The organism is Ekhidna sp., from assembly GCF_964218185.1.
In the GTDB taxonomy this organism is placed as follows: Bacteria; Bacteroidota; Bacteroidia; order Cytophagales; family Cyclobacteriaceae; genus Ekhidna.
Window position 1 is genome coordinate 76,782 of sequence record NZ_CAXPLV010000007.1, and the last position, 23,447, is coordinate 100,228.

Genomic DNA, 23,447 nt, shown 5'->3' on the forward strand with positions numbered 1-23,447 from the left:
AATATGAAAAAGCTAACCTACTTACTCTTCTTTTGTGTCACTTCTGGTATTTATTCACAATATGATTACGAACCTTCCGCTAAAAATCCATTCGGAAAATTAAATCCGGAAGCTCCTGAGCAGACTGCTGATTTTGCACCACTCATTGGAACATGTATTTGCAAGTCCGTTTCGCGAATCGATCAAAATACCTGGGCAGACACGGTGATGATGAACTGGACATTTAAGTACATCATGAATGGAATGGCTGTGCAGGATGAAACGCTTAAAGAAGATGGTGCTCACTCCGGAAGTATCCGTCAGTACAATGCAGATAGTGCTCGCTGGTATGTCCATTATTACTCTTCAAGCGCACCCACGCCTGTGCTCTCAGCCTGGGAAGGAAATAAAAATGAAAACGGAGATATCGTCCTTTACAGGGATCAACCTGCACCAAATCAAACACCCGGATTTTACCGGTTAACTTTCTCCAATATCTCTAAAGAAGGCTACAATTGGGCCGGGGAATGGGTAAACAAAACGGAGACTTTCACCTACCCTACCTGGCGGATTTTCTGTAAAAGAAAGAAGTAAGATTTCATAATTCTTAACAAGTACTCTCATAATCTTCCGGACTCTCTCGGATTTATTTTGCACCTTACCGGTCCTAATAAACCTGTAATCGATCGTATGAAGAGAGTAAAAATCGGTGACATGGTGGAAAGTGATTATGGCAAGGGACGAGTGTTGGCTGAGACAAGTCAGTGGATTATCCATGATGATTCAGCCAATGAAAGCGACTCTGAATTTGCCATATTGAAGTCCGATGACCATTACCGGGTGGTAAAGGAAATGGAACTTCAGCATTCCTGATGTCGACAGAGCTATTCAGCAAGTAGTGCGTCAATGATCTCATTGAATCGCTGATCAAAGGTCTGGTAATAATCACCTGTAGCCGGACCATTAAAGTAGCTATGAACGTATCGCACATAGCCCTGCTTATCCAATATCACAAGCGTGGGAAAGGCCTCTATGCGCTTCATAAAAGGAAATGGCATAGCGGCTCCAGTTTTGCTTAGCCTGCCTCCCAATACCAAATCATACGGTATTTTATTGACCTCCCGATATTTCTCCAGGCGGCTCAATCCATACTCCTGTGAATAGTTTGCTTCAAAAGAGGACGCCAATATGGAGACACCCCTTTCTTTGTTTTTTTCATACCACTTTACCAGATAGTTGGTCTGGTCCAGGCTATTAGGACACCAGGTGCCAAACAGCTGAATAATCAAAATCTGTCCTTCATATTTGGTTGGATCAATTGCATTTGGCCCTTCACCTGCCCCCAACAAATCGTAATAGGGCTTGTGTGTTCCTGGCTCAACCCCTACCATTTCGAAAGGGTTTTCCAGCTCAGCATCCGCATCATACACGGCTTCCCATGATTCAGAGTAGCCGTCATCATAGATCATTTCTCCCTGCCATCCATTTTCTGTTTTCACCCCAAAAAATCCAAAAGCATGCGCTCCATCAAAGCTTGAAAGCTTAATGGAGTCCCCATCCAAAATCCCCTCAAAATACCGATAGTCACTCACCTGTGTCATGATTGTGCCTGTAACCGTATTTCCACGTTGCTTAAACATTCCGACACCTTTGGACAAATCTGAAGATCCGGGAGAGAAGGTCACAGCCCACTTTTCTTCAATCACCGGTGAAGGTCTGGGACTGGTTTTGGTCATTCTGGGTTTACCAAAAGAAGCTGAAAATGGAATAGATAAATCTCTGTAGTATTTTCGATAGACTCCCTCCATTTTCATGGACGAAAAAGCCGTGCGAATCTCAACATCAAAAGGGTCCAGGGGAATGATCATACTGTCATTTTCCATCCTCACGTTTGAGATCACTCTTCGCTCACTCCCATTCACGATTGTCAGCTCAGGCACTTCTCCATTCGGGTACCCCAATTCCAGAATGAACGGAATATCGGCATCTGAGTAATGGATAACACCCCGCCATTGCCCGGCTTTCATTATTTGAGCAGGCAAAAAAGTGGCTGACAGAAACAGGCAGGTAGCGAGTAATACTTTCATGATCATAAGATAAGAACCTTGCACAAGTAATGGCGATAAAACCGTATATTTAATCATTAACCAACCTAAATTAATTATGACAAATGAATCTGGAAAGCCGCCCGTATGGTTTTGGGTGGTGTCTGTAATTGCATTGTTATGGAATCTGGCAGGCGTAGGTGCATACCTTAGTCAGGCCTACGCCCCTGATGATGTAATTGCCCAAATGGAGCAAGCCGTTCAGGATTTAATCAATCAGACTCCCGCCTGGGCAACAGCTGCCTTTGCTATCGCTGTTTGGGGAGGAGCCCTGGGAAGCTTACTGCTGCTTTTGAGAAAGAAGCTCGCTCATACGGTCTTGATTATTTCGCTGGCAGGTATCCTTGTACAAATGTTTTACAACTTCTTTATGAGCAACTCAATGGAAGTGTATGGTCCCGGTGGAGCCATCATGCCCATCATGGTTCTTTTGATTGGTATAGGGCTGGTATTCTTTGCCAAAAAAGGGAAAACAGAAGGCTGGCTAAAATAAAATGATTTAAAGATGATTTTTCATCCCCCTCCTTTCAGGGGGATTTTTTATTTATCGGATTAATGCATCTTTGCCGCACATGAAATTCAATGATTTTAACCTTGACGATCAACTAACTGAAGCGATCGATCACATGGGATTTTCTGAGGCAACTCCCATACAAGAAGAAGCCATCCCGGCCATTTTAGAAGGAAGAGACCTCATAGCTTGCGCACAAACCGGCACTGGGAAAACGGCAGCTTTCGTCATCCCCACACTCAACCACCTGGCTCAAAACCCAAGTGATGATGTGAAGGTGCTGATTGTAGTGCCAACGAGAGAGCTTGCTATTCAGATTGATCAGCAGATTCAGGGATTTTCCTATTTCCTGCCCGTACACTCCATTGCTATCTATGGCGGTGGTGATGGTTCTGATTTTGCCCAGCAAAAGAAAGCGCTAACTCAGGGCAGCAACATTGTGGTGGCAACCCCCGGAAAGCTCATCTCGCATTTGAATCTGGGTTATGTGAAGTTTGATCAGGTCTCGCACCTCATCCTTGACGAGGCAGACAGGATGCTGGACATGAACTTCTACGATGATATCAAGAAAATTATCACCTTCCTCCCAAATCTCAAGCAAACCTCCATGTTTAGTGCCACCATGGCACCCAAGATTGAGAAGCTGGCGAGGGAAATTCTAAAAGACCCCAAGAAAATAGAACTGGCACTGGCCAAGCCTGCAGAAAACATTAGCCAGGAGGTGTATCGTGTGGAAGAGGGCTATAAAACCGAACTGATAAGCAAACTAATAGGGCGATACGATGCTTTTGAAAGTATCCTGATTTTCAGTTCTACTAAAAAGAAAGTCTCTGAGATTGTACAAAGCCTGAAGAAGGCCGGACTGGAAGCCAAGGGTATCTCCTCCATGCTGGAGCAAGATGAGCGAGAGCGTATTTTGTTGAAGTTCCGGGCTAAGAAGCTTCGTATCCTGGTAGCCACAGACGTGCTATCCCGTGGGATCGACATCAAGGACATCAACCTGGTGGTAAACTATGATGTGCCAAATGATGCCGCTGACTATGTACACCGGATAGGCCGAACCGCACGGGCAAAAACCAGCGGAGTAGCGATCACCCTGGTGAGCAAAGACGACAACTACAAAATGAAGCGCATTGAGAGGCTAATCGAGCGAGAGCTGGAAAAAGTGGACTACCCGATGAGGAGGAGGTAAATCAACTTGGAGATTAGCCGCACCAATCCTAAATTGTACAGTAAATAACGTTTTGCACGGGTTTGTGCGCGTTACATTAATGTTAGGCTCAATACTTACATGTCGCAAGAGAACCTCTCCAACACGGAACTAATTGACAAACTGTATAACTCTGCTGGTGAACATCTACGTAGCGCAGTAACAGACTGGGCTAACTATGCCCACTGGAAAGATTCGGTGAACGAACTCGATGATACTCAAAAAGCAGTGTATCTGATTGGTGTTTTGAATCAACAAGTTTTGAACGGAGGATTCAACCAGTATTTTGATAATTCCTATGGAATGTTCGGATACGAAACTCTCAGAGTTTTACGAACAATTGGAGCAACTGCAACAGCCGACTTGCTTGAACAGGCTCTGAAACTGGTTAACTACGACCAACTTAGTGAACCTGAATTTTCACAGTACATCGCAAACAACTTGGTGGACGATAGCATAGGTGACGAATTAGGCCAACTGGATGATCAATATGATGAACTCGATAACTCGGAAGATCTAGAAGGACTTTTGGCCAACTGGATAAAAACTGAGCCTAACATGCGCTAGCAGTTATGCGCCAAATGAGCATTCTGCCAATTTCATCGATTAATTGCCCGCTTCACTGCCCATTCTGAGACCTCCGTGCTGCTAGCTTCTTCTGTGGTTCTGGCATTTGATCGGGAGAACGCAGTGCTTCGTAGGTACTGTTGTGGGGATTGGGCAGTTTCGCTAGTTTAGTGCTCTTTACAACTGGTGGGCATACTCTCGCTAGTTAGGCGTTAATCCCTCAAATCGCCTCATCCCTCTCTCCTCAACACTTCCATTGGGGACTCACGCACTACACTGCGGCTATTGAGCAGGCCTATAAGAACACTCATACCGGTGACCAGAACGAACACCATGCCTATCTGCAGGGGATTGGGTACAAAGGTGAACTCGAATAAAAACTGTCCAAGTAAGGTGCAGAAAAGAGTAGCCAGAAATATCCCGCTGAGTGCTCCCAATGCACCCAAAAAAAAGTATTCGGCGATGGTGATTGCCCACAGTTGTTTTTTGGATGCTCCTAATGTTCGCAATAAAACGTTTTCCTGCACCCGTTGAAACTTACTGAGGATAATCGAGCTGATCATCACAATGATCCCCGTTCCAATGCTGAAAAAGGCCATGAACTGAATCACAAACGCCACCTTGCCCAGCACATCCTCCAGGGTTTTCAATATCAGCTCCAGATCAATAATGGAGACATTGGGAAACTTCTTCACCACCTCCTGCTGGTATTTGACGGACTTCATCATGTCATCCACACGAGTGACCAGCACATGAAACTGCGGAGCACGCTCCAGGGCTCCTTTTGGAAATAGTACCAGGAAGTTGGTTTGTACCCTCCGCCAGTCAATTTCGCGGAAGCTACCCACATACGTTTTTAAGATGGCACCCTGCACATTGAATACCAGCTCATCTCCCAGCTCAATATCCAGATTATCCTTAAACCCCTCAGCGATGCTGATAAAAATGCTGTCGTTACGCACTTCACTAATCCACTCTCCCTCCACAATTTTCTCCGAATCAATCAGCGAGTCCCGATAGGTCACCCGGTACTCGCGGCTATACGCCCAGTCTGAAATGGAAACGGTAGTATCGTTAAAAGCTTCATCCTTGGTAAATCCCTTCACTTCCAGCAGCCTCATCGTTACCACGGGCACATCCTGAATCACAGGTAAGTCATACGCTGAAGTCACCTCCTTGATCTCCTCATGCTGTTCCGATTGAATGTCAAACAAGATCGTATTTGGCCGATCGTTGGCAGCAGACAGGGACACACGCTGCACCAGCAAATCCTGCATAAAATAGAGCGTAGCTAAGAATGAGGTTCCCAACCCAAGTGCCGTAATCAAGATCACAGTTTGGTTATTAGGTCGGTAAAGGTTCGAAAATCCCTGCTTCCAGACATATTTCAGATTGGCCGGGATAAGCTTGCGAGTGAGCCAGCTAAAACCCTTTCCAATCACGCCTAAAAACAGGATCGCCCCGATCAGTATACCTGAAAAAGCCAATGCCTCAGTCCAGGATTGGATCTGCCAATACACTGAAAGAAAAATGAACAGCATAATACCTCCGATGATTGGAATCAGAGCTTTATCGAATTTGTACCTGGACTCTCCAAAACCCAATCGAATGGCAGAAAGTGGACTGATGTTTCTAAGACCCACTAAAGACAATAACCCAAACAACAAGGAGATGACAATTCCAATCAGCACTCCAACAAAGAGTGCCGGCCAGTAGGGTGTGGGCTCGATATCTATAGGTAGAAAATCCTGAACCACTGCAGGAAGATATAGATGGATAGCCAGTCCCAGGATGCTGCCGATAAGTGCGCCAATGAATCCGAACAACGTGACCTGAATCAGGTAAACACTGACCGCCTGCCTGGCTTTCATGCCCAGACATCTCAAAACAGCTACCGATTGGATCTTGCTTTTGGCATAGACATAGATGGAGCTTGCCACTCCAAGACATCCCAATAGCAGGGCGGTAAATGCTACCAGCTCCAGAAAATCAGACAGGTTTTCAAAATCTTCTCCCGTCTCTTGTTTCTCTTCTTCCACGGTTTCCACATCATATCCTTTACTCTCGGTGTGTGCTGCCAGCTTACCCCAGCCTGTGGAATCTACCTCTTCCGAAAACTGAAAATAGTGGACATAGTTAATCCTACTTCCTTTCTTTATTAGGCCTGTTGCTTCAAGATATTTGAATGGAATGTAAACTACCGGAGAAATGGAAGCTGAAACATCGGTTTGCCCGGGGATTTGAGTGATGGCTCCAATGATCTCAAAGGTGACATTACCTACTTGAAGGCTGTCTCCTACCTGAGCGTCATACTGAATCATTAATTTTTCATCCACTAGCGCAAACTTGCCGTCTTGAAACTCATTTGAGGCCTGCTCCGGCTTTGTCACTATTGCACCATAGTAGGGATAGTCACCCTTCAGTGCTCTTACCTGCACCAATCGTGTGCCTCCTGACTTCTGAAACATCACCATGGAGGCGAAATAGCTCTCCTTGGAATGATCCGAAACCATGGATTTAAATGACTGCAACAAGCTATCTGGCAAGTCTCTCCTACCACGAATGCGCACATCCGAGCCTACCAACCCCTTGGCTTGTTTGTCTATTTCCTCCAACAGGTTTTCCCTAAAAGAAGTGATTCCAACCATCGCGGCTATGCCGAGTGAGATGGCGGCAATGAAAAGAAACAGCTTTCCTCTGCTCTTGCGACTATCCCTCCATGCCATTTTCCAGGGCCAGGAACGACTATATTTCGGGGGTTCGATTCTTATTTTTCGATCCATGAATCTATGAGGCTGTGGATCTCAGACTGATTACATTGGAGCCCTTTCGCTGGTCAATGATCTGCCCGCCTTTGAGCTGAATGATTTTCTCTGTCTTTTCGGCCAGCTCCAAATCATGTGTCACAAGAATGAGCGTAGTGCCTTTCTCCTGATTGATCTCAAACAATAAATCCTCTACAGATTGGCCGGTTTCTTCGTCCAGATTTCCGGTGGGCTCATCTGCAAAAAGTACTTTTGGCTCATTGGAGAAAGCCCGTGCAATAGCTACTCGCTGCTGCTCACCACCCGAAAGTTGAGATGGGTAGTGATGCATACGCTCACCCAATCCTACACGCTCAAGCAAGTCTGAAGATTGCTTCCGGGCGCTTTTCACTCCTCTTAACTCCAGCGGAATCATCACATTCTCCAGAGCTGTCAGCGTTTGAATCAACTGGAAGTTTTGAAAAACAAAGCCTACATACTGATTTCGTACCTGTGCCATTTCATCCTCACTCAACCGATCCAGCAAAATGTGGTTAAGTGTGATTGAACCGATCGATGGTCTGTCTAAACCAGCACACAACCCAAGCAGTGTGGTCTTGCCGCTCCCGGATGGCCCCACTACTGCTACAGATGATCCTTCTTCCACTGTAAAGTTTATGTCTTCAAGTACATGTACTTCTTTCGTTCCAGATTTGAATGTTTTTGAAAGGGAGGTAACCTCTAAAATGGATGATTCGTTGGGCATGTATAAAATTTAGAAAGTAAACGAAAAGCAAATTCTGATGTTAACTTAGTCTGTTTGAGACCAAAACAGCTTTTGCTCACACGATATAATAACTGTCAATGTTACTTAGAGTTCCAATTATCTTCACAATCCTTCTCATTGCTGGATGCAGTTCTTCCACCGATTCTTCAAGTGAGAAAACTCCGACGCAACAAAAAAAAGAGTCCAAAACTGAAGAGCCCAAAGAGAATAAAAAGGTGATTCTTTTCTTTGGCAACAGCATCACTGCCGGCTATCGACTTGACATGGATCAGGCATTTCCAGCACTTATTCAAGAAAGAATTGATTCACTTGGACTGAACTACACAACAATCAATGCAGGACTCAGTGGAGAGACTTCAGCTGGTGGTAAAAGTAGAATCGACTGGGTGCTTCGTACAGTGCCGGATATTTTTTTTCTTGAGCTTGGAGCCAATGATGGACTGAGGGGGCTGCCTCTGGATGAGACTTATGAGAACCTCCAGGATATCATAGATGCGGTAAGAAAAGAGAACCCGGATGTAAAAATCATCATAGCCGGAATGATGGTTCCGCCGAATCTTGGAACAGAATACACCGAACAATTTCAGCAGACCTTTCCTAGATTAGCTAAAGAAAATGACGCAATTTACATTCCCTTTTTGCTGGAAGGTGTTGCCGGAAATCCTGAGTTAAACCTATCAGACGGAATCCACCCTACATCTGAAGGACATGAAATAGTAGCAGAGACTGTGTGGGAATACCTGGAGCCTCTTCTCGATTGAGAATCAGCCTATTCCTCATTTTTGAGAATATCATTCACCTTTCTCACCACCTGATCTAATTCCTCCGCAGATGAAAGAATGCTTTCGTTGAGCGCTTTTCGTTGCTCATCAGTAAGAGGTCCATCAGATTTTAGCTCAGCGGCAATGCCCATAATTCTTGCCAAAGGTGCACGTACGTGATGAGCATTGGCAAAAGCATATTCCTTGAGTTTTTCATTTTGGGTCTGAATCTTAGCAGTCCTTTTCTTTACTTCTGACTCCAAAGACTCATTTATACTTTGTATTTCTTCATTGACTCGAATTAGTTCGTCAGCCTGCTCTGCCAACACCTTAGACTGGAGGGTGATTTCCCGGTTCTTGCGCTTCAGCAACTCCATAGATCTTTTCCTTGATGTGTAATATCGATAACCGATGTACAGCATCCCCAGAGAAAGTAAAAACATAACAGTGCCGCCATAGATCATCAAGTTTTGTCTTTGAATTTGGAGACGATTTTTTTCTATTTCCGCCTGATTGAGTTCGTTTTGACTAGCAAGCATTCGGTTTTCACTTGAGATACGTTCCATTTCGAACCGATTCTCATACATGGCAATTTCCTTGGCATGCGTATCCTGGTTAATACTATCATCATATGCCTTGTGCAAAAGCGCATATTCAAAAGCATTTTCATAATCGCCAAACCCCTGATAAGCCTCATAAAGCAACTGGGCTGACTGACTGATCTCCTTCTTCACTTCCAGTTCTAAAGCCAGTTGTAAGCTCCTCTTTCCCAAAGCAATCGCATATCCATAGCTTTCCAGCGCCTTGTATACCTGCCCCATTAGGTATTGAGACTGGCAAATACCAACCCGATGACCAATCTCCATGTATATCTGCTGTGCCGTTTCAAAATTGAGTAGTGCCTTCTCATACTCCTTCCTGGACAAATACAACCGACCAATATCACTTTTCAGGTTTGCTTCAAGCATTCTATTTCCAAGTTTTTTGGCAGCACCGAAACTGGCTTCATAATACCTCATTGCCCGTTCAAGTTGCCCCATTTCAAAATAGACTTCTCCCATATTTTGATGTAGAGTGGCTACCCGCAAGGTCTTTTTATAGGAAGAATCAATCTCCATGGCCCGCTCGTAATATTCCAAGGCAAGTTTGTAGTCTCCAGTTTCTTTGTGAATAGCTCCAATGTTTGAGTAGGTAGAAGCATAGCTTTCCTTATCTCCCAACTCCTCCTTTATTTGAATGGATTGGATATAATACTCCAGTGCTTTTTTGTAATCTCCTAGTTCGTGGTACACAAGCCCTATATTATTGAGGGTACCCGCCTTCCCCTGCACATCACCTAGTTGCTCTTTTACTTCCAGCGACTGTTTGTAATACTTAAGTGATTCTGAGTAATTCCCAAGAAGCTTATTCACGATCCCAATATTGTTAAAAGCACGATTCATACCCTCTAAGTCATTGATTTCTTCTGAGAGTGCCAGGAATGTCTGATAATGCTTCCTTGCCTCGTTGAAGTTCGATTGCGAATATGCAAGTGTTCCTAGGTTGTTATATCCATTGGCAATCCCTTTTTTGTAATCAAGGTTTCTGGCCAGCTCCATAGCCTGCTCCGTGTATTTCAATACCGAGTCTGGTGAGGTCTGATAATATCGAAAACCGATTTTGAGGAGCAATAAAACTCTGGTTGTGTCAGGTGATGAAGCCTTCAGCTCAGTTGTGAGACTATCCAGTTCACTTTTTTGGCCATATAAGAAACTACACGACAGGAGTGACGCTATTAACAGGAATCGCTTCATAGTAAAAAGGCCAATGGTAGTTTAATATACTAAGACTTTAATAATCATTTACTGGATTCGTCGTAAAGAATATTCACCTTAACTTTGCGGCCCGCATGAAAAAAGTTGCATTTTATACGCTTGGGTGCAAACTCAACTATTCAGAGACCTCCTCTATTTCAAGGATGTTTGAGGATAAAGGGTATGCAAAAGTTGACTTCACTGATCAGCCGGATATATTCATTATCAACACCTGCTCCGTCACAGAAAATGCAGATAAGAAATGCAAGAAAATTGTAAAAGAGGCAAAGAAAATCTCACCAGGGAGCTTTGTAACCATCATTGGATGCTATGCTCAGCTAAAGCCCAAAGAAATATCAGAAATACCCGGGGTAGATGCGGTGCTTGGAGCTGCAGAGAAATTCAGACTTTTTGATTACCTAGAGGATTTCACAAAAGGCGGAGTATTTGCTTCTGAAATTAAAGAAGCTAAAACCTACAACGCTTCTTACTCAATCGCAGATCGTACCCGTACCTTCTTGAAGGTTCAGGATGGGTGTAATTACGGTTGTGCGTTTTGTACTATCCCGTTGGCCAGGGGGAAAAGTCGGAGTGATAGTATCGCCAACATTGTAAAGCAAGCTAAAGAAATTTCGAAGACAGAGGTGAAAGAAGTAGTGCTTACAGGTGTGAATATTGGGGATTTTGGCATACAGGATGGTCGCCGTAAAGAGAAGTTTATTGATCTGGTCAAAGCACTGGATGAAGTGGAAGGAATAGATCGCTTTCGGATTTCATCCATCGAACCAAACCTCCTCTCTAATGAAGTGATTGAGTTTGTGGCTCAATCCAAACGATTTGTCCCGCATTTTCATATTCCTCTCCAGTCAGGGAGTGACAACATTTTGAAAAAAATGAATCGCCGGTACCTTAGCGATTTGTACCAGAGCAGGGTCGAAAAGATCAAGTCGCTGATGCCTGACTGCTGCATCGGTGTAGACGTGATTGTTGGTTTTCCAGGAGAGACCGAAGAAGAATTTCTAACCACCTACAACTTCCTGAACGAACTGGACATTTCCTATCTGCATGTATTCACCTATTCCGAGCGGCCAAATACAAAAGCTGTAGAAATGGAGGGGGTAGTGGATCAGGCTGAACGAAATAAGCGCTCAAAAATGCTGAGAGGTCTGTCTGAGAAAAAACGCAGATACTTTTACGAACAGCAATTAGGCAAAACATTTAATGTATTGTTTGAGGAAGATGTGCAAGAAGGCATCATGCATGGGTTTACTGAAAACTATGTGCGGGTGGCTGCAAAATATGATCCTATTTTGATCAATGAAGTGAAAACTGTGACTCTTCGCTCCATCAATGCTGATGGTCACGTAGAAGTGGAAGAGCCAGAGGAAGTTCTTGTTCATTAGCCAGCCTTTATTCAAATTTGAATTTCTCCATCCATAAAAGATTCTGAAACAAGTTCAAGAATGACCCTAAATCATTTATATTTTTGAGTCAATACAATTGACTATGAAGATTATCTGCATCGGCAGGAACTATGCTGAACACATAGAGGAGCTTGGAAATGAACGCCCGGAACATCCGATCATTTTTATGAAACCGGACACAGCTCTTCTCAAAAACAATGACCCATTTTACTACCCTGATTTTTCGAAAGATATCCATCATGAGGTGGAAGTTTTAGTGAAAATCAAAAAGGAAGCAAAGTCTGTAAAGAAGGAGTTTGCTCATCAATATTATGATGAAATTGGTCTTGGTATTGACTTTACCGCTCGTGATTGGCAAACAATAGTGAAAGACAAAGGACATCCCTGGGAAATAGCTAAAGCATTCAATGGGTCTGCGCCTATTTCTAAATTTATCTCCATGGGAGATCGCGACATGACCAATGTGAATTTTCGATTGGAAAAAAATGGTGAAGAAGTACAGAATGGAAACACCAGTCTGATGCTTTGGCCAATAGATGAAATAATAGCCTATGTATCACAGTTTATTCTATTAAAAACAGGAGATATAATCTTTACGGGTACACCCAAAGGTGTAGGTCCGGTGCAAATAGGTGACAGACTGGTAGGATATTTGGAGGAAGATAAGATGTTTGATTTTGAGGTTAAATAATGTGAGGTACTCTTTTCTTTTTCTGTTTGTTCTAATTCTATCTACTCTTCAGGCACAGGAGTTTCAGGGTATTAAATACCAATTTCCCATCAACCCGCGACAGCAAAACTACCTGGCCGGAACTGTGGGCGAAATCAGAAGTTCGCACTTTCATACGGGTATAGATGTAAAAACAGGTGGACGTACAGGCCTTCCGGTCTACGCCGTAGCTGATGGTTTCATTTCCAGAATTAAAGTATCTGCCTCAGGATACGGATATGCATTGTATATGCAGCATCCAAACGGTACATTTTCAGTATATGCACATCTGGAAGCCTTTGATTCAAGAATTGCCGAATGGACTTTAAAAGAGCAGTACCGAAAAGAATCATTTGAGATCGATCTGTTTCCGGAGGCCAATCAATTTTTATTCAAAAAAGGAGATATCATTGGTTATTCCGGAAATACCGGATCATCCAGTGGTCCTCATCTACACTTCGAAATCAGGGACGCCAATCATCAGCCTATAGATGTTCTCTCGCTTGGATTCAGTGAGATTAGAGATAATATCCCTCCTGTTGTTCAAAAAGTTGCCTTTGTAACTCTTGATGAAGCTGCCAGGGTAAACGGATACTTTGGGAGGTACGAATTTGATCTTATCAAAACCCCAAATTGGTATCAGACTACCGAACCCATAAACCTGCGAGGAAAAATTGGAGTAGAGATTTACTCATATGATCCGATGGATGGAATTCCCAATAAAAACGGTATTGTGAAAACCATTTTTGAGCTTGATGGTGACACTTTGTTTTCAGAATATAAAGAAGCCTTTCCCTTTGGGAAGCAACGAAACGTTCTCGTCCATTACAACTATTCGGCACACAAAAAAGGAAGTCGCCGCTTCAATAAACTATATCTCGCCGATGGCAATGAACACAACATTTATACGATCACTAATCGTGGGATAGATTTTAGCGACCAGCGAGAAATCTTAATTAAAACTGAAGATAGTTATAAGAATTCCTCCACTACCCGAATTCTACTGAGTGAGGAAGAAATAAGTTCTGCTCCAAAGGTTTACGGGTTCGATCAATCTGGAAATTACCTACATTTCAAATCCAATCAGCAGGCTTCTGTATTGCTGGACGAATGGCAAAACCTAAAACCCTACAAGCAAAATGGAGAAGACCACTACTACCTGTGGGATCTGAGAAAGGGAACTCCAAAAAGCCTGTTCGTAGATGGCGAGACCGTGCCAACTCATTTGGTTAGCCTTTTGCCTTCCAATCAGGAGATTAGCTATTTTCAGGAAGAATTTGTTCTAAGTCTGAGCAGAAGATCCCTTTTTGACACACTTTATCTGGCATTTGAGAAAGAGTTTGATACGGCCAATAATCTGGAGCTTTTCCATTTCAAAAATCAAACTCAACCGATCAGGTCGAACATAGAGATTACGTTAAGGCCTGATCAAAATTACAATCAAGAGAAAGCAGCCGTATACTCGGTTTTCGGAAAGCGATACAACTACATGGGGGGTGAGTGGAAAAATGATGAAGTGACTTTTTCAACGCGAGATTTGGTTTCATATACCATTCTGGAGGACTCCATTCCTCCATCAATTGATTTAAAAATGGCAAATGCTGATTATCTCAAGTTCAGAATTGATGATGAGCGTTCTGGCATCAAAAGCTTCAAGGCAACTATCAACGGAGAGTTTGTGTTGATGCACTATGAACCAAAAAGAAATCTAATTTGGTCTCAAAAACTAAACGAAAACATTCCATTTAAAGGAAGGTTTGTATTGGAAGTAATTGATAATGCCAATAACGGCACGATATATACGAAAGAATTATGATCACACTAAAAGTAGGAGACAAAGCTCCGGATTTCAACAGCAAGGATCAAGACGGCAACCCGATAAAGCTTTCGGACTATAAAGGAAAGAAAGTAGTTCTATACTTCTACCCGAAAGACAATACGCCGGGTTGTACCGTAGAATCATGCAACCTAAGAGACAATTATGAAGCCTTGCAGAAGCAAGGGTATGAGGTGTTGGGCGTCAGTAGCGATGGGGAGAAATCACATCAAAAATTTATTGCGAAGCACGAGCTGCCATTCAAGCTTATTGCAGATGAGGACAAATCCGTGCATGAAGCTTACGGCACATGGGATCTGAAAAAATTTATGGGGCGTGAGTACATGGGAACCCTAAGAACGACCTTCATCATTGACGAGGATGGTAAAATCGAAGAGGTGATTGAAAAGGTGAAAACCAAGGATCACACCGCTCAAATACTGAAGTGAACTATTGCTTTGGTTCCTCCAGTTGAGCCTCCAGCTCTTTGAACCTTGGATCGGTTCTCAATTTATCAAATTCTGGTGCTTGCAAACTAGATCGGTATTTCATCCCGGCGGCATATGCCATCCATAGATAGTCGATCGATTTGTCAGTATTGCCTGTTTTGGCATGAAGCTTGGCCATGCTCCAAAGCCCCCAGATATTTTCCGGGTCTGCATGGAGCCATATTTCGGTCAGTAAAATGGCCATGTCAAAATCCTTAAAGTTTTCATAACTAAAACTTGCCTCAGCGAATTTGGCCCAAATCAAATTCAAAGATCTGAGAGCAGAATGGCGCTTATCAATGTTCTTATTCTTTGACGATATATGCAGCGAATCGATTTTCTTCACCCACCATAATTTGGTTTTAGCTGAAGAATCATAGGATGGCTGAAGCCTGGTTTGGGCTATTTCTGAAAAAGCACTAATAATCTCAGATTGCAGCTTTTCTTCACCTTCGAGTAGTTTTTTGCTTCTTTTAGCAGCTTTCTTCAACTCCTTTGAGTTTCGAATCACCTCCAATCGATCTTTGATTAATTGCATGTTTTCGTCATCATTAAAATCAGAAATCACTTGCTCGTAGACATTCAGAGCTTCAACCAAACATTCTTTCTTGTGGAGACTATCTCCCCTGAACAATTGCCTATCGAGTAGTACTTTCGATTTGAATTTTTCATTAATCCTTTCACCCCTCTCATGTGCTTGATATTCCAACCAAAACACAGCCTCTCGCAGCACATTGGCTGGAGGCCACTGATGTTTACCGTCAAACACAATTCTATTGTTTGCTATACTAAGATCATCTAAGAGCTGTTCCAACCTGATGTGCTCCAAATAGTTCATATCTCTATTTCCAACTATCCCAACGTAAACGAAATCATGATGCACCTGAGGCTGATAAAGAGGCACACTGGAGAGTCCTGCACCACATCCAATCACCCCATCTATTTCATCATTTATTACAGCTAAACTAACAGCTATTCGAGATCCTCCTGAGAAACCAGATGTGTAAATCCTGGCAGAGTCAATCTTAAATTTTGAAGCAGCATCCGTGAACATGGCGTTTGCAGCGGATAGCGCAACATCCCATGAGCCATTTCTTGAATTGTTGGATGAGATAATAATATAGCCCAACTCCTCAGCTACCAATTTATATTGATGCACCGGAAGAGGTCCTCTGGCTGCAGGTTCGAATACAAAAATCACTGGCCATTTTCTATCTTCAGCGTAATCACTCGGCAAGTAAAGAGCATATGACTGAAGTGTATCTTCCTTACAGTATACCTTGTCAATTACCTCCCCCTTATTTAATACTAGCTGCGAAAAAAGGTAGTCGGAGCTTTTAATGATTATACATAGCACCAGGATGTATCTCATAATAAATAAACAGTTTACAAGCTTTGTATCTCTATATGAAAAAGCCGGAAATCCACATAGACTTCCGGCTTTTAAAAGAGTACAACCAATTATTTAATTATCCCACCAAAGTGGAGTCTGCAGGTTTCCATCTTTAATCGGAACATTCGCGTTGTTTAATTGAATCTCTGTGTCTGGGTAAGACAATCTTCTTGGTATCTCACCATTCAAATTGAATGAGTTATTTCCATTGGCTACAGGAGTCAGGTTTGGATAACCTGTTCTTCTATAATCTGTCCATGGCTCAAGTCCGTTTGAATACATCGCAATGTATTTTTGAGTGATGATTTGCTCTAACCTTGCCGCATCATCGGCAAGACCAGCCAGAGCTGAATGGGTAGCCACGTATGCTGCATCATTTGATCCAGCTATTTTAGTGATTGAAGCACCTATCGCTTCTGCTAGCGCAGCTTCTGCAGCAGGGGTATCTGCATTTTCCATCAGCTCAATTTCCGCCTCTATAAACTTCATCTCAGCGTAGCTAGTCATTACCACAGGAGCGTCAATGGTTGTATAGTAAGTTTGGCTATTCAAAGTAATGGTATAACCTGAAGCTGTTGAAGCATCTTCCACTAACAGTGCTTCCCTTCTTGGATCATTCAATCCATTGAGGAGTCCGAAGAAATAGTCGTCTATTTCAATATTTCCACCTCTATCTCTAGAAAATTGATATGCCGGATTAGACTCATTGGGAGCTGTTCCGAATTCGAGTTGAAAATCTCCTGCATTCGAAGAAATAGCATTTGCTAAAGCTGCCTCTGCATCGCTATACGCCGTAGATGATCGCTTACTCAATCGTAGATAATATTTGGCTTTTAAAGAGTATGCTGCTGCCACCCAGGAAGCCGTGCTTCCACCATATATTAAATCTTCACTTCCTAAAGCTGGACCATTACCGGCAGGACCTTCCAAAAGTGTTATACCGCTATCAAGAAGGTCTTGAATAGTCGTATAAATAGACTCTTGTGTATCATATCCGGGTTGGAAATTTCCATCCAAAGCTCCAAATGCATCCGTAAAAGGAACGTCACCGAAACAGTCAGTTAATGATCCAATTCCATGTGCAATCATTATTTGGGCCATACCCAACGTATGATTTGAGCCTTCAGCCTCAGCTTTCTCAGCTATTATAACCAATGGTTGAAGTACCGCATTGTACATTCTGAAGTAAATACCATCCCCATCAGCCGGTACCCACAGATAGCGGTAGTTATCAGCCTGCTGAGCATTGATTCCTTCCATCTGCTGAGTGAACAAGCCACTAATTCTGACAAGTTCGCCACCTATCACCCAAGCCAAACCTGCCTGTGCTGCCGGAATAATTGCCTGGGCAGATACATCCGCAGGAGTTGCTGGGCTCACATTTATATCTTCGTCAAAGTCACACGAACTGGTGACCAAAACAAAGCACGTAATTATTGAAAATATTTTCAGTTTCATTATGTCAAATTTTAAAGAGTAACATTCAATTTGAATCCGTAGCTTTTCGTGTTCGGATTGTTGAAATAATCATATCCAAAAACATTGCTGGCAGAGCCAGTCAAGTTGGTTTCCGGATCGATTCCGGTGTAATCTGTAATCAAGAATACGTTTCTTGCATTGAGATTAATATTGATAGCGGAGAAAGGCAGCTTACCAACAATAGATTGTGGTAGGTTGTATGAAAGATTAACATCTCTCAGGCGCAACCAACCACCGTCCTGTACAGTCAGCTCGGTAAGACCGACAAACCCATACGCCTGATAGTAGTTAGAGCTACCATCCGTACCACCTATTACAGTTCCAACCGTATTAATCGTTTCTGTAGGCTGACCATTAGCATCTGCTGCTACACCATCAAATACAATTACTTCATTTCGATTCAGCGTCTCAGCACCTACACCAAAATTGTTGAGTACTCCTGATGTTCCGTTGTAAACGTCTCCACCTTTTCTGAAATCAAACAGCATTGAAAGCTCGAATCCTTTGTAAGTGAAAGTATTTCTAAAGCCAAGGGTGAAATCAGGTGTTGGGTCTCCAACCTTACCATCTACCGGGTCTTGCAATGGCAATCCAGTGTTTTGATCGATAACTTTTCTTCCCTGATCATCTCTCAAGAATCTACCTCCATAGAAGATACCATAAGGTTCACCTACTTGTATTCTTTGAGAACCAAACGGATCAATTGTGATTACATCCAGACCAGGTGCAATCGCGTTTACAATTGAGGTGTATTTATTAAATATCAATCCAACCTCATATCCAAAGTCAGATGTTTGAACCACCTTACCTGTGATAACTGCCTCGATTCCTTTATTCTCAATCTCTCCGGCATTAATCACCGTCTGTGAATAGCCTGTAGGGAAAGGAAGGTCGACACTAATGATCGCATCTTCTGTCAAAGCTCTGTACCATGTAATATCTGTGGTGATTCTTCCACCAAGTAATCTAAAGTCAGCTCCAATTTCGAGAGTGGATGTGAATTCAGGCTTCAACTCTGAGTTTCCAAGCAAATTATTAGGAACGAATGAGTTTGTACCAAGTGCTGGGAACAGGGTTCCGTTTGGTGTAGTCCATCCATCACGAACTCTTGCCTGTGTAAATACAGTATTAGTGAAACCGAACGGTGCATCATTACCTACTTTACCCCAGGAAACACGCAACTTACCATAAGGCATGGCATCACCTAGATCGAAGTTTTCTGTAAATGCCCACCCAAGAGCAACGGCAGGATAGAAAAACGAATTGTTGGCCGATCCAAGTGTTGAAGACCAGTCATTTCTACCAGTCAGATTGAGGTACAACATTTCCTGATACGAAAATCTAAAATCAGCATATACACCGTACAGTTGTTTCGCTGTTGGTCTTTCAACCACGCTAAACGACTGAGCACTTGCTGCATTGAAGAATCCTCTTGAGGCCAATCCCTGACCATCTTCTCTTCGATTGTCTACTTTTTTGTCATAATAATTCCATCCTACTGTTCCGTTCAAATAGATATCTGAAGACAGTTCCTTTTGTATCAGACCGTAAACATCCATTGTTAAGTCAGTATTGTTGATCGCATGATTGATAACCTGACCTGCTCCGAATGTTGCTGAGCCTATATCATTTCTAAACTTTCTAAAGTCAGAATACTGGTCAATACCTACTCGTGAATTCAACGTAAACCAATCGGTGAATTCATAGCTCAACTGGCCATATCCGATAATTCGATTCACATTATCAGTCATGAAGTTTTTATAGATCGTCCAGTATGGATTGTCATAAATCGCCACACCTTCATCCTGGCCTCTGTAGGCTCTTGGAGTACCATCTTCAAATTGATATCCAGAAGGATCATTGTCTGGATTTACTCCTCCTCTATTGTCAAATGAAGGGGTAGTTCTGAGAAGTCCGAGCATCACCCCAGATGTATTTGATCCATTCTGCACTCGCTGGCCGCCACTATTGATAAAGTTTGCAGAGAAGGTTGCTTTCAGCTTATCGGTAAGGTTACTAGAAATAGTTGTTTTAACTGATGTCCTATTGAACCTATTGTTCGGAATTATACCTTCTTGGGACAGGTGTCCTGCAGAAATATAGTAGTTCAAATTATCAGTTCCACCACTTGCACTGATGTAGTGATTTGAAGTAATACCTGTTTCAAAAAATTCCTCCGCATTATTATAGGAACCCGGAACCTCGCTGGTGGCTGTAGGATCACTTGCTGAAACAATTGCTCCGTTTGGATACCACCTCGATGCAGTATTTGAAACTCTTAAATCTGAAATAAGTGGTCCCCAACTAAACCCTTCAAATGTCTCCGGACCTCTATAAGTAGGTACAAAAACACCTGATCCTTCGAATGTTTCAACGGGGCGACCCTGAGCATAAATTGTCTGCAAATCAGGAAGCTTGTTCACCTTATCAAAGGTCATCCCAAAGGAATAGTTGATTTTAGCCTGCCCTTTAGCTCCTCTTTTAGTTGTAATGATAATTGCACCGTTACCAGCTCTTACTCCATAAAGAGCAGTAGCCGCAGGTCCTTTCAAAACAGTAAGACTTGCAATATCATTTGGATTGATATCGATTGCTCTATTAGAGTTATTAACTCCGCCAGATCCAAGATCTGAGACAGCATCCTCTGGTGAATCAGCAGTCGTAAATGTGCTATTATCAATAGGAATACCATCCACGACGAATAAAGGACTATTTGATCCTTGTATTGTGCTATTTCCTCTAATCCTAATTTGTGCCGAAGCTCCTGCAGTACCACCAGATGATGTCACTTGAACACCAGCAGCTTTGCCCGCCAAACTTGCAACCAGGTTCACCTCATTGGCTCGATCAACCTCTTGTCCTCCTACTTCCTGAATCGAATATCCAAGATCCCGCTTTTTGGCTGTGAGCCCTATCGCAGTTACAACTACCTCTTGTAACTCCGTGAGATTAGCACCCATGGAAACATCTATAACTGATCTATTTCCAACAGAAATTTCCTGCGTTTCAAATCCCACAAAAGAAACAACGATAACGTCGTTATCTGAAACGGTTAAACTGTAGCTGCCATCAATATCGGTCACTACACCGTTTGTGGTTCCCTTGACAAGAACCGTCGCACCAGGTATTCCTTCACCAACATCGTCGGTGACTTTACCTGTCACTGTCCTTTGCGCCATCACGCTGGAGACAAGCAAAAGACATGTCATTAATACTAAGTAAGCTTTTTTCATAAGGGTTATTTAAGTTGAACAAACCCTTAATTTTAGAAACTAAGCCTACCAAATAATTGTAAAAAAGGACAGAGGCTGATTTACAACTTTTTAATAAAAAGGAGTGTATGAGTAGATTTTTTGATATTTATGGATATCAAATATTAGATGATTTTTTACTATCGCTTGACCTCAGAGGGAAAAACTACAAGACTTTCGTTTCCATTTGTTCCGATAGAGGAAACTCCGAAAAAGTAGTTATCTATCACGATTCCCTGTAGTGTAAATTCAGTTTTATCCTTATCTACTGTATAAGAATAATCCCAGGTTGGCGAGGTAGTGTCTCTAAAATAGACCTTATAACCCGCTAGATTCTCATCTTCAATTGCATCCCAATAAAGTGTGGTTGAAGGCTGTACAGCACCACTTATTGCTACATTTTTTGGTTGAGGTGGTGCGGATGCCAAAGAAGCAAGGGTGATTGCATTTACAGATGTTAGTTTCGCCGCATATTCAAAATTCACGCCCTCTATAACATCTCCATACTTAATTCCATCTTCGGTTCTTAAATCCTGGTGCTGTCTATTGTAATTCTCATGAGCTTCCATGATTCTTACCCCAGCAAATCCTTCATCACAAAATGGACGATGGTGTCCACCTCTGCCAAAACGGTCCAATCGGTAAATCATCATTGGATTCATTTCCGGCATATATTTCTTGGTCGTGGTGTAAACGTACCTTGCCAGTTGACGTGAAATTCCATCCACTTCACCTCCGTAATACCTTCTCATCCTTTGCTGAAAATCAGTGTCTTTAGGGTTTGTTGGCTCGGAAAAGATTCGGAAAGTGCGATTGTCAATCACTCCATCTACTCCTTCAATATTTCCAATCATATCATTGTTCAGAACGCCAATAATATCCCATCCTTCTTCAACTGCTTTTGCCGCAAGATGCTTACCTCCGTACAACCCTTGCTCTTCCCCAGATAATCCCACCAAAAGAATGCTACTTTCAAAATCGTATTTCGCTAGTACTCTTGCTGTTTCAATAACCCCTGCCATTCCAGATGCATTGTCGTTAGCTCCAGGAGAATCGTCAGTATAATTGAGCGGGTCGGAAATTCGATTATCAATGTCTCCTGCCATGATCACATATCTATTGGGATATTTTGTGCCACGCTTAATTGCTAAGACATTTACTATTTCAGTATCTTTTGTAATACGAGTCTTTGCATTTCCTTTTTCTAATGTTCGCTGCATGGATACTTCGTAGCACCCGCCACATTCCTCAGATATTTTTTCAAATTCAGCCTTTATCCATCTTCTTGCAGCTCCTATACCGCGGGTATCAGACTCAGTTTCTGACATAGTATGACGAGTACCGAATGAAACAAGAGTATTGATGTCATGTTCTATTCTTTCCTTACTTACATCATCAATAATTTCATAAGGAGATTGGGCAATTAAAGTAATGGTGGTGATAAAAGTGAATAAGAAACTAAATAATCTCATAGTAAAATATTTGTCAACAAGTTAAAATAACATTTACGACTTGCATAAGGTCAATCAATTTTTCTGATTGATTAGATTTGCCTCCTTGAAAAATCAGTCATCAATGTCAAAACCACCCAACCTAGATAATCTTCAAAAAATTTGTTCGCAAGTACGTCGTGATATCGTTAGAATGGTTCATGACGTAAATTCAGGTCATCCCGGAGGATCGCTTGGATGCACTGAGTATTTCGTTGCTCTCTATAATCATATCATGAAATACGATCCTTCTTTTAACATGGAAGGAAAAAATGAAGATGTATTCTTCCTATCAAACGGACATATCTCACCGGTTTTTTATAGCACCCTGGCACATGCAGGATTCTTCGATGTATCCGAGTTAGCAACATTTAGAAAGATAGGATCGAGACTACAGGGACACCCAGCTACAGAAGAAGGACTTGAAGGTGTCAGAATTGCGTCAGGCTCTCTTGGTCAAGGACTGTCTGCTGCCGTGGGAGTTGCCCTTGCTAAAAAGCTGGACGAGGATGACAGGAATGTATTCGTGCTGATGGGTGATGGTGAACAACAAGAGGGACAGGTATGGGAGGCGGCAATGTTTGCAGCTCATAATAAGGTAGACAACCTAATAGCAACTATTGACTATAATGGTCAGCAAATTGATGGTCCACTAACTGAAGTAAATAATCTTGGTGATATCCGAGCTAAGTACGAGTCATTTGGTTGGTTGGTGCTTGAGTGTGATGGCAACAATCTGGAAGAATTGATCAATACCCTTGAAAATGCACGGTCTAAATCAGGGGCTGGGAAGCCAATTATGATTTTAATGAAAACTGTGATGGGAAAAGGTGTGGACTTTATGGAAGGCACACACAAATGGCACGGAGTAGCTCCTAATGACGAGCAACTAGCTGATGCACTAAGCCAACTTGAAGAAACACTTGGAGACTACTAAACC

At 42.6% G+C, this 23,447-nt stretch carries 19 protein-coding genes; 11 read left to right on the forward strand and 8 right to left on the reverse strand.

Translation table 11 applies throughout. The annotated features are described in order from the left end of the window. Positions 1-3 precede the first annotated feature (3 nt). Positions 4-573 (forward strand): hypothetical protein, encoded by a 570-nt coding sequence (locus ACEQZT_RS11885; protein ID WP_370089659.1) that lies wholly within the window; start codon positions 4-6, stop codon positions 571-573. Positions 574-669: 96 nt separating this feature from the next. Next, positions 670-852, forward strand: a complete 183-nt coding sequence (locus tag ACEQZT_RS11890; RefSeq protein WP_370089660.1) for a hypothetical protein — start codon at positions 670-672, stop codon at positions 850-852. 11 nt (positions 853-863) lie between these two features. On the opposite strand, the gene ACEQZT_RS11895 is transcribed toward ACEQZT_RS11890, so the two are convergent. Then, positions 864-2,066 (reverse strand): peroxiredoxin family protein, encoded by a 1,203-nt coding sequence (locus ACEQZT_RS11895; protein ID WP_370089661.1) that lies wholly within the window; start codon positions 2,064-2,066, stop codon positions 864-866. A 76-nt stretch (positions 2,067-2,142) separates the two neighbouring features. Here ACEQZT_RS11895 and ACEQZT_RS11900 point away from each other — a divergent pair, with 76 nt between their 5' ends. The 3 genes from ACEQZT_RS11900 to ACEQZT_RS11910 all read left to right on the forward strand — a co-directional run bounded on the left by ACEQZT_RS11900 (position 2,143) and on the right by ACEQZT_RS11910 (position 4,372). Further along, positions 2,143-2,577 (forward strand): hypothetical protein, encoded by a 435-nt coding sequence (locus tag ACEQZT_RS11900; protein WP_370089662.1) that lies wholly within the window; start codon positions 2,143-2,145, stop codon positions 2,575-2,577. Positions 2,578-2,656: 79 nt separating this feature from the next. After that, a complete protein-coding gene (locus ACEQZT_RS11905; RefSeq protein ID WP_370089663.1) occupies positions 2,657-3,787 on the forward strand; it encodes a DEAD/DEAH box helicase in 1,131 nt (376 codons plus the stop codon). 99 nt (positions 3,788-3,886) lie between these two features. Further along, a complete protein-coding gene (locus ACEQZT_RS11910) occupies positions 3,887-4,372 on the forward strand; it encodes a DUF4375 domain-containing protein (protein WP_370089664.1) in 486 nt (161 codons plus the stop codon). A gap of 230 nt (positions 4,373-4,602) precedes the next feature. Here the strand turns inward: ACEQZT_RS11910 and ACEQZT_RS11915 are convergent, their stop codons facing one another. Together ACEQZT_RS11915 and ACEQZT_RS11920 are read right to left on the reverse strand one after the other, a co-directional pair. Continuing rightward, positions 4,603-7,155 (reverse strand): ABC transporter permease, encoded by a 2,553-nt coding sequence (locus ACEQZT_RS11915; RefSeq protein ID WP_370089665.1) that lies wholly within the window; start codon positions 7,153-7,155, stop codon positions 4,603-4,605. Between the two features lie 4 nt (positions 7,156-7,159). Beyond that, positions 7,160-7,882 carry an ABC transporter ATP-binding protein gene (locus tag ACEQZT_RS11920; RefSeq protein ID WP_370089666.1) on the reverse strand — a complete coding sequence of 241 codons (723 nt, stop codon included), beginning with the start codon at positions 7,880-7,882 and terminating at the stop codon, positions 7,160-7,162. Positions 7,883-7,980: 98 nt separating this feature from the next. On the opposite strand from ACEQZT_RS11920, the gene ACEQZT_RS11925 reads away from it, so the two are divergent. Beyond that, on the forward strand, positions 7,981-8,664 hold the full coding sequence (locus tag ACEQZT_RS11925; protein WP_370089667.1) for an arylesterase: 684 nt from the start codon (positions 7,981-7,983) through the stop codon (positions 8,662-8,664). Between the two features lie 8 nt (positions 8,665-8,672). Here the strand turns inward: ACEQZT_RS11925 and ACEQZT_RS11930 are convergent, their stop codons facing one another. Continuing rightward, positions 8,673-10,457, reverse strand: coding sequence for a tetratricopeptide repeat protein (locus tag ACEQZT_RS11930; protein WP_370089668.1), 1,785 nt, complete (start codon positions 10,455-10,457; stop codon positions 8,673-8,675). A gap of 95 nt (positions 10,458-10,552) precedes the next feature. On the opposite strand from ACEQZT_RS11930, the gene mtaB reads away from it, so the two are divergent. From mtaB to bcp, 4 genes are all read left to right on the forward strand, one after another. After that, the gene (gene mtaB, locus ACEQZT_RS11935) at positions 10,553-11,860 is read left to right on the forward strand and encodes a tRNA (N(6)-L-threonylcarbamoyladenosine(37)-C(2))-methylthiotransferase MtaB (RefSeq protein ID WP_370089669.1); all 1,308 of its coding nucleotides are present in this window, start codon (positions 10,553-10,555) and stop codon (positions 11,858-11,860) included. 103 nt (positions 11,861-11,963) lie between these two features. Then, complete coding sequence (locus tag ACEQZT_RS11940; RefSeq protein ID WP_370089670.1) at positions 11,964-12,572, forward strand: fumarylacetoacetate hydrolase family protein; 609 nt, start codon at positions 11,964-11,966, stop codon at positions 12,570-12,572. 1 nt (position 12,573) lies between these two features. Beyond that, positions 12,574-14,406, forward strand: coding sequence for a M23 family metallopeptidase (locus tag ACEQZT_RS11945; protein WP_370089671.1), 1,833 nt, complete (start codon positions 12,574-12,576; stop codon positions 14,404-14,406). Further along, the gene (gene bcp, locus ACEQZT_RS11950; protein WP_370089815.1) at positions 14,406-14,855 is read left to right on the forward strand and encodes a thioredoxin-dependent thiol peroxidase; all 450 of its coding nucleotides are present in this window, start codon (positions 14,406-14,408) and stop codon (positions 14,853-14,855) included. Before ACEQZT_RS11945 ends, bcp begins: the two co-directional genes overlap by 1 nt. A 1-nt stretch (position 14,856) precedes the next feature. Here the strand turns inward: bcp and ACEQZT_RS11955 are convergent, their stop codons facing one another. The 4 genes from ACEQZT_RS11955 to ACEQZT_RS11970 all read right to left on the reverse strand — a co-directional run bounded on the left by ACEQZT_RS11955 (position 14,857) and on the right by ACEQZT_RS11970 (position 22,489). Then, positions 14,857-16,266, reverse strand: coding sequence for a hypothetical protein (locus tag ACEQZT_RS11955; protein ID WP_370089672.1), 1,410 nt, complete (start codon positions 16,264-16,266; stop codon positions 14,857-14,859). 93 nt (positions 16,267-16,359) lie between these two features. Then, a complete protein-coding gene (locus ACEQZT_RS11960; protein ID WP_370089673.1) occupies positions 16,360-17,745 on the reverse strand; it encodes a SusD/RagB family nutrient-binding outer membrane lipoprotein in 1,386 nt (461 codons plus the stop codon). Between the two features lie 11 nt (positions 17,746-17,756). Beyond that, the gene (locus tag ACEQZT_RS11965; protein ID WP_370089674.1) at positions 17,757-20,999 is read right to left on the reverse strand and encodes a SusC/RagA family TonB-linked outer membrane protein; all 3,243 of its coding nucleotides are present in this window, start codon (positions 20,997-20,999) and stop codon (positions 17,757-17,759) included. Between the two features lie 158 nt (positions 21,000-21,157). Beyond that, complete coding sequence (locus tag ACEQZT_RS11970; protein WP_370089675.1) at positions 21,158-22,489, reverse strand: M28 family peptidase; 1,332 nt, start codon at positions 22,487-22,489, stop codon at positions 21,158-21,160. A 103-nt stretch (positions 22,490-22,592) separates the two neighbouring features. Between ACEQZT_RS11970 and ACEQZT_RS11975 the strand changes: the two genes are divergently transcribed. Then, entirely contained in the window at positions 22,593-23,444 is an 852-nt protein-coding gene (locus tag ACEQZT_RS11975; RefSeq protein WP_370089676.1) for a transketolase, read from the forward strand. The last annotated feature ends 3 nt before the right edge of the window (positions 23,445-23,447 follow it).

Bases quoted from the DNA above. Each gene is read 5' to 3' on its own strand.
- ACEQZT_RS11885 (WP_370089659.1), top strand. From the start codon at position 4: ATGAAAAAGCTAACCTACTTACTCTTCTTTTGTGTCACTTCTGGTATT.
- ACEQZT_RS11890 (WP_370089660.1), top strand. From the start codon at position 670: ATGAAGAGAGTAAAAATCGGTGACATGGTGGAAAGTGATTATGGCAAG.
- ACEQZT_RS11895 (WP_370089661.1), bottom strand. From the start codon at position 2,066: ATGAAAGTATTACTCGCTACCTGCCTGTTTCTGTCAGCCACTTTTTTG.
- ACEQZT_RS11900 (WP_370089662.1), top strand. From the start codon at position 2,143: ATGACAAATGAATCTGGAAAGCCGCCCGTATGGTTTTGGGTGGTGTCT.
- ACEQZT_RS11905 (WP_370089663.1), top strand. From the start codon at position 2,657: ATGAAATTCAATGATTTTAACCTTGACGATCAACTAACTGAAGCGATC.
- ACEQZT_RS11910 (WP_370089664.1), top strand. From the start codon at position 3,887: ATGTCGCAAGAGAACCTCTCCAACACGGAACTAATTGACAAACTGTAT.
- ACEQZT_RS11915 (WP_370089665.1), bottom strand. From the start codon at position 7,155: ATGGATCGAAAAATAAGAATCGAACCCCCGAAATATAGTCGTTCCTGG.
- ACEQZT_RS11920 (WP_370089666.1), bottom strand. From the start codon at position 7,882: ATGCCCAACGAATCATCCATTTTAGAGGTTACCTCCCTTTCAAAAACA.
- ACEQZT_RS11925 (WP_370089667.1), top strand. From the start codon at position 7,981: ATGTTACTTAGAGTTCCAATTATCTTCACAATCCTTCTCATTGCTGGA.
- ACEQZT_RS11930 (WP_370089668.1), bottom strand. From the start codon at position 10,457: ATGAAGCGATTCCTGTTAATAGCGTCACTCCTGTCGTGTAGTTTCTTA.
- mtaB (WP_370089669.1), top strand. From the start codon at position 10,553: ATGAAAAAAGTTGCATTTTATACGCTTGGGTGCAAACTCAACTATTCA.
- ACEQZT_RS11940 (WP_370089670.1), top strand. From the start codon at position 11,964: ATGAAGATTATCTGCATCGGCAGGAACTATGCTGAACACATAGAGGAG.
- ACEQZT_RS11955 (WP_370089672.1), bottom strand. From the start codon at position 16,266: ATGAGATACATCCTGGTGCTATGTATAATCATTAAAAGCTCCGACTAC.
- ACEQZT_RS11960 (WP_370089673.1), bottom strand. From the start codon at position 17,745: ATGAAACTGAAAATATTTTCAATAATTACGTGCTTTGTTTTGGTCACC.
- ACEQZT_RS11965 (WP_370089674.1), bottom strand. From the start codon at position 20,999: ATGAAAAAAGCTTACTTAGTATTAATGACATGTCTTTTGCTTGTCTCC.
- ACEQZT_RS11970 (WP_370089675.1), bottom strand. From the start codon at position 22,489: ATGAGATTATTTAGTTTCTTATTCACTTTTATCACCACCATTACTTTA.
- ACEQZT_RS11975 (WP_370089676.1), top strand. From the start codon at position 22,593: ATGTCAAAACCACCCAACCTAGATAATCTTCAAAAAATTTGTTCGCAA.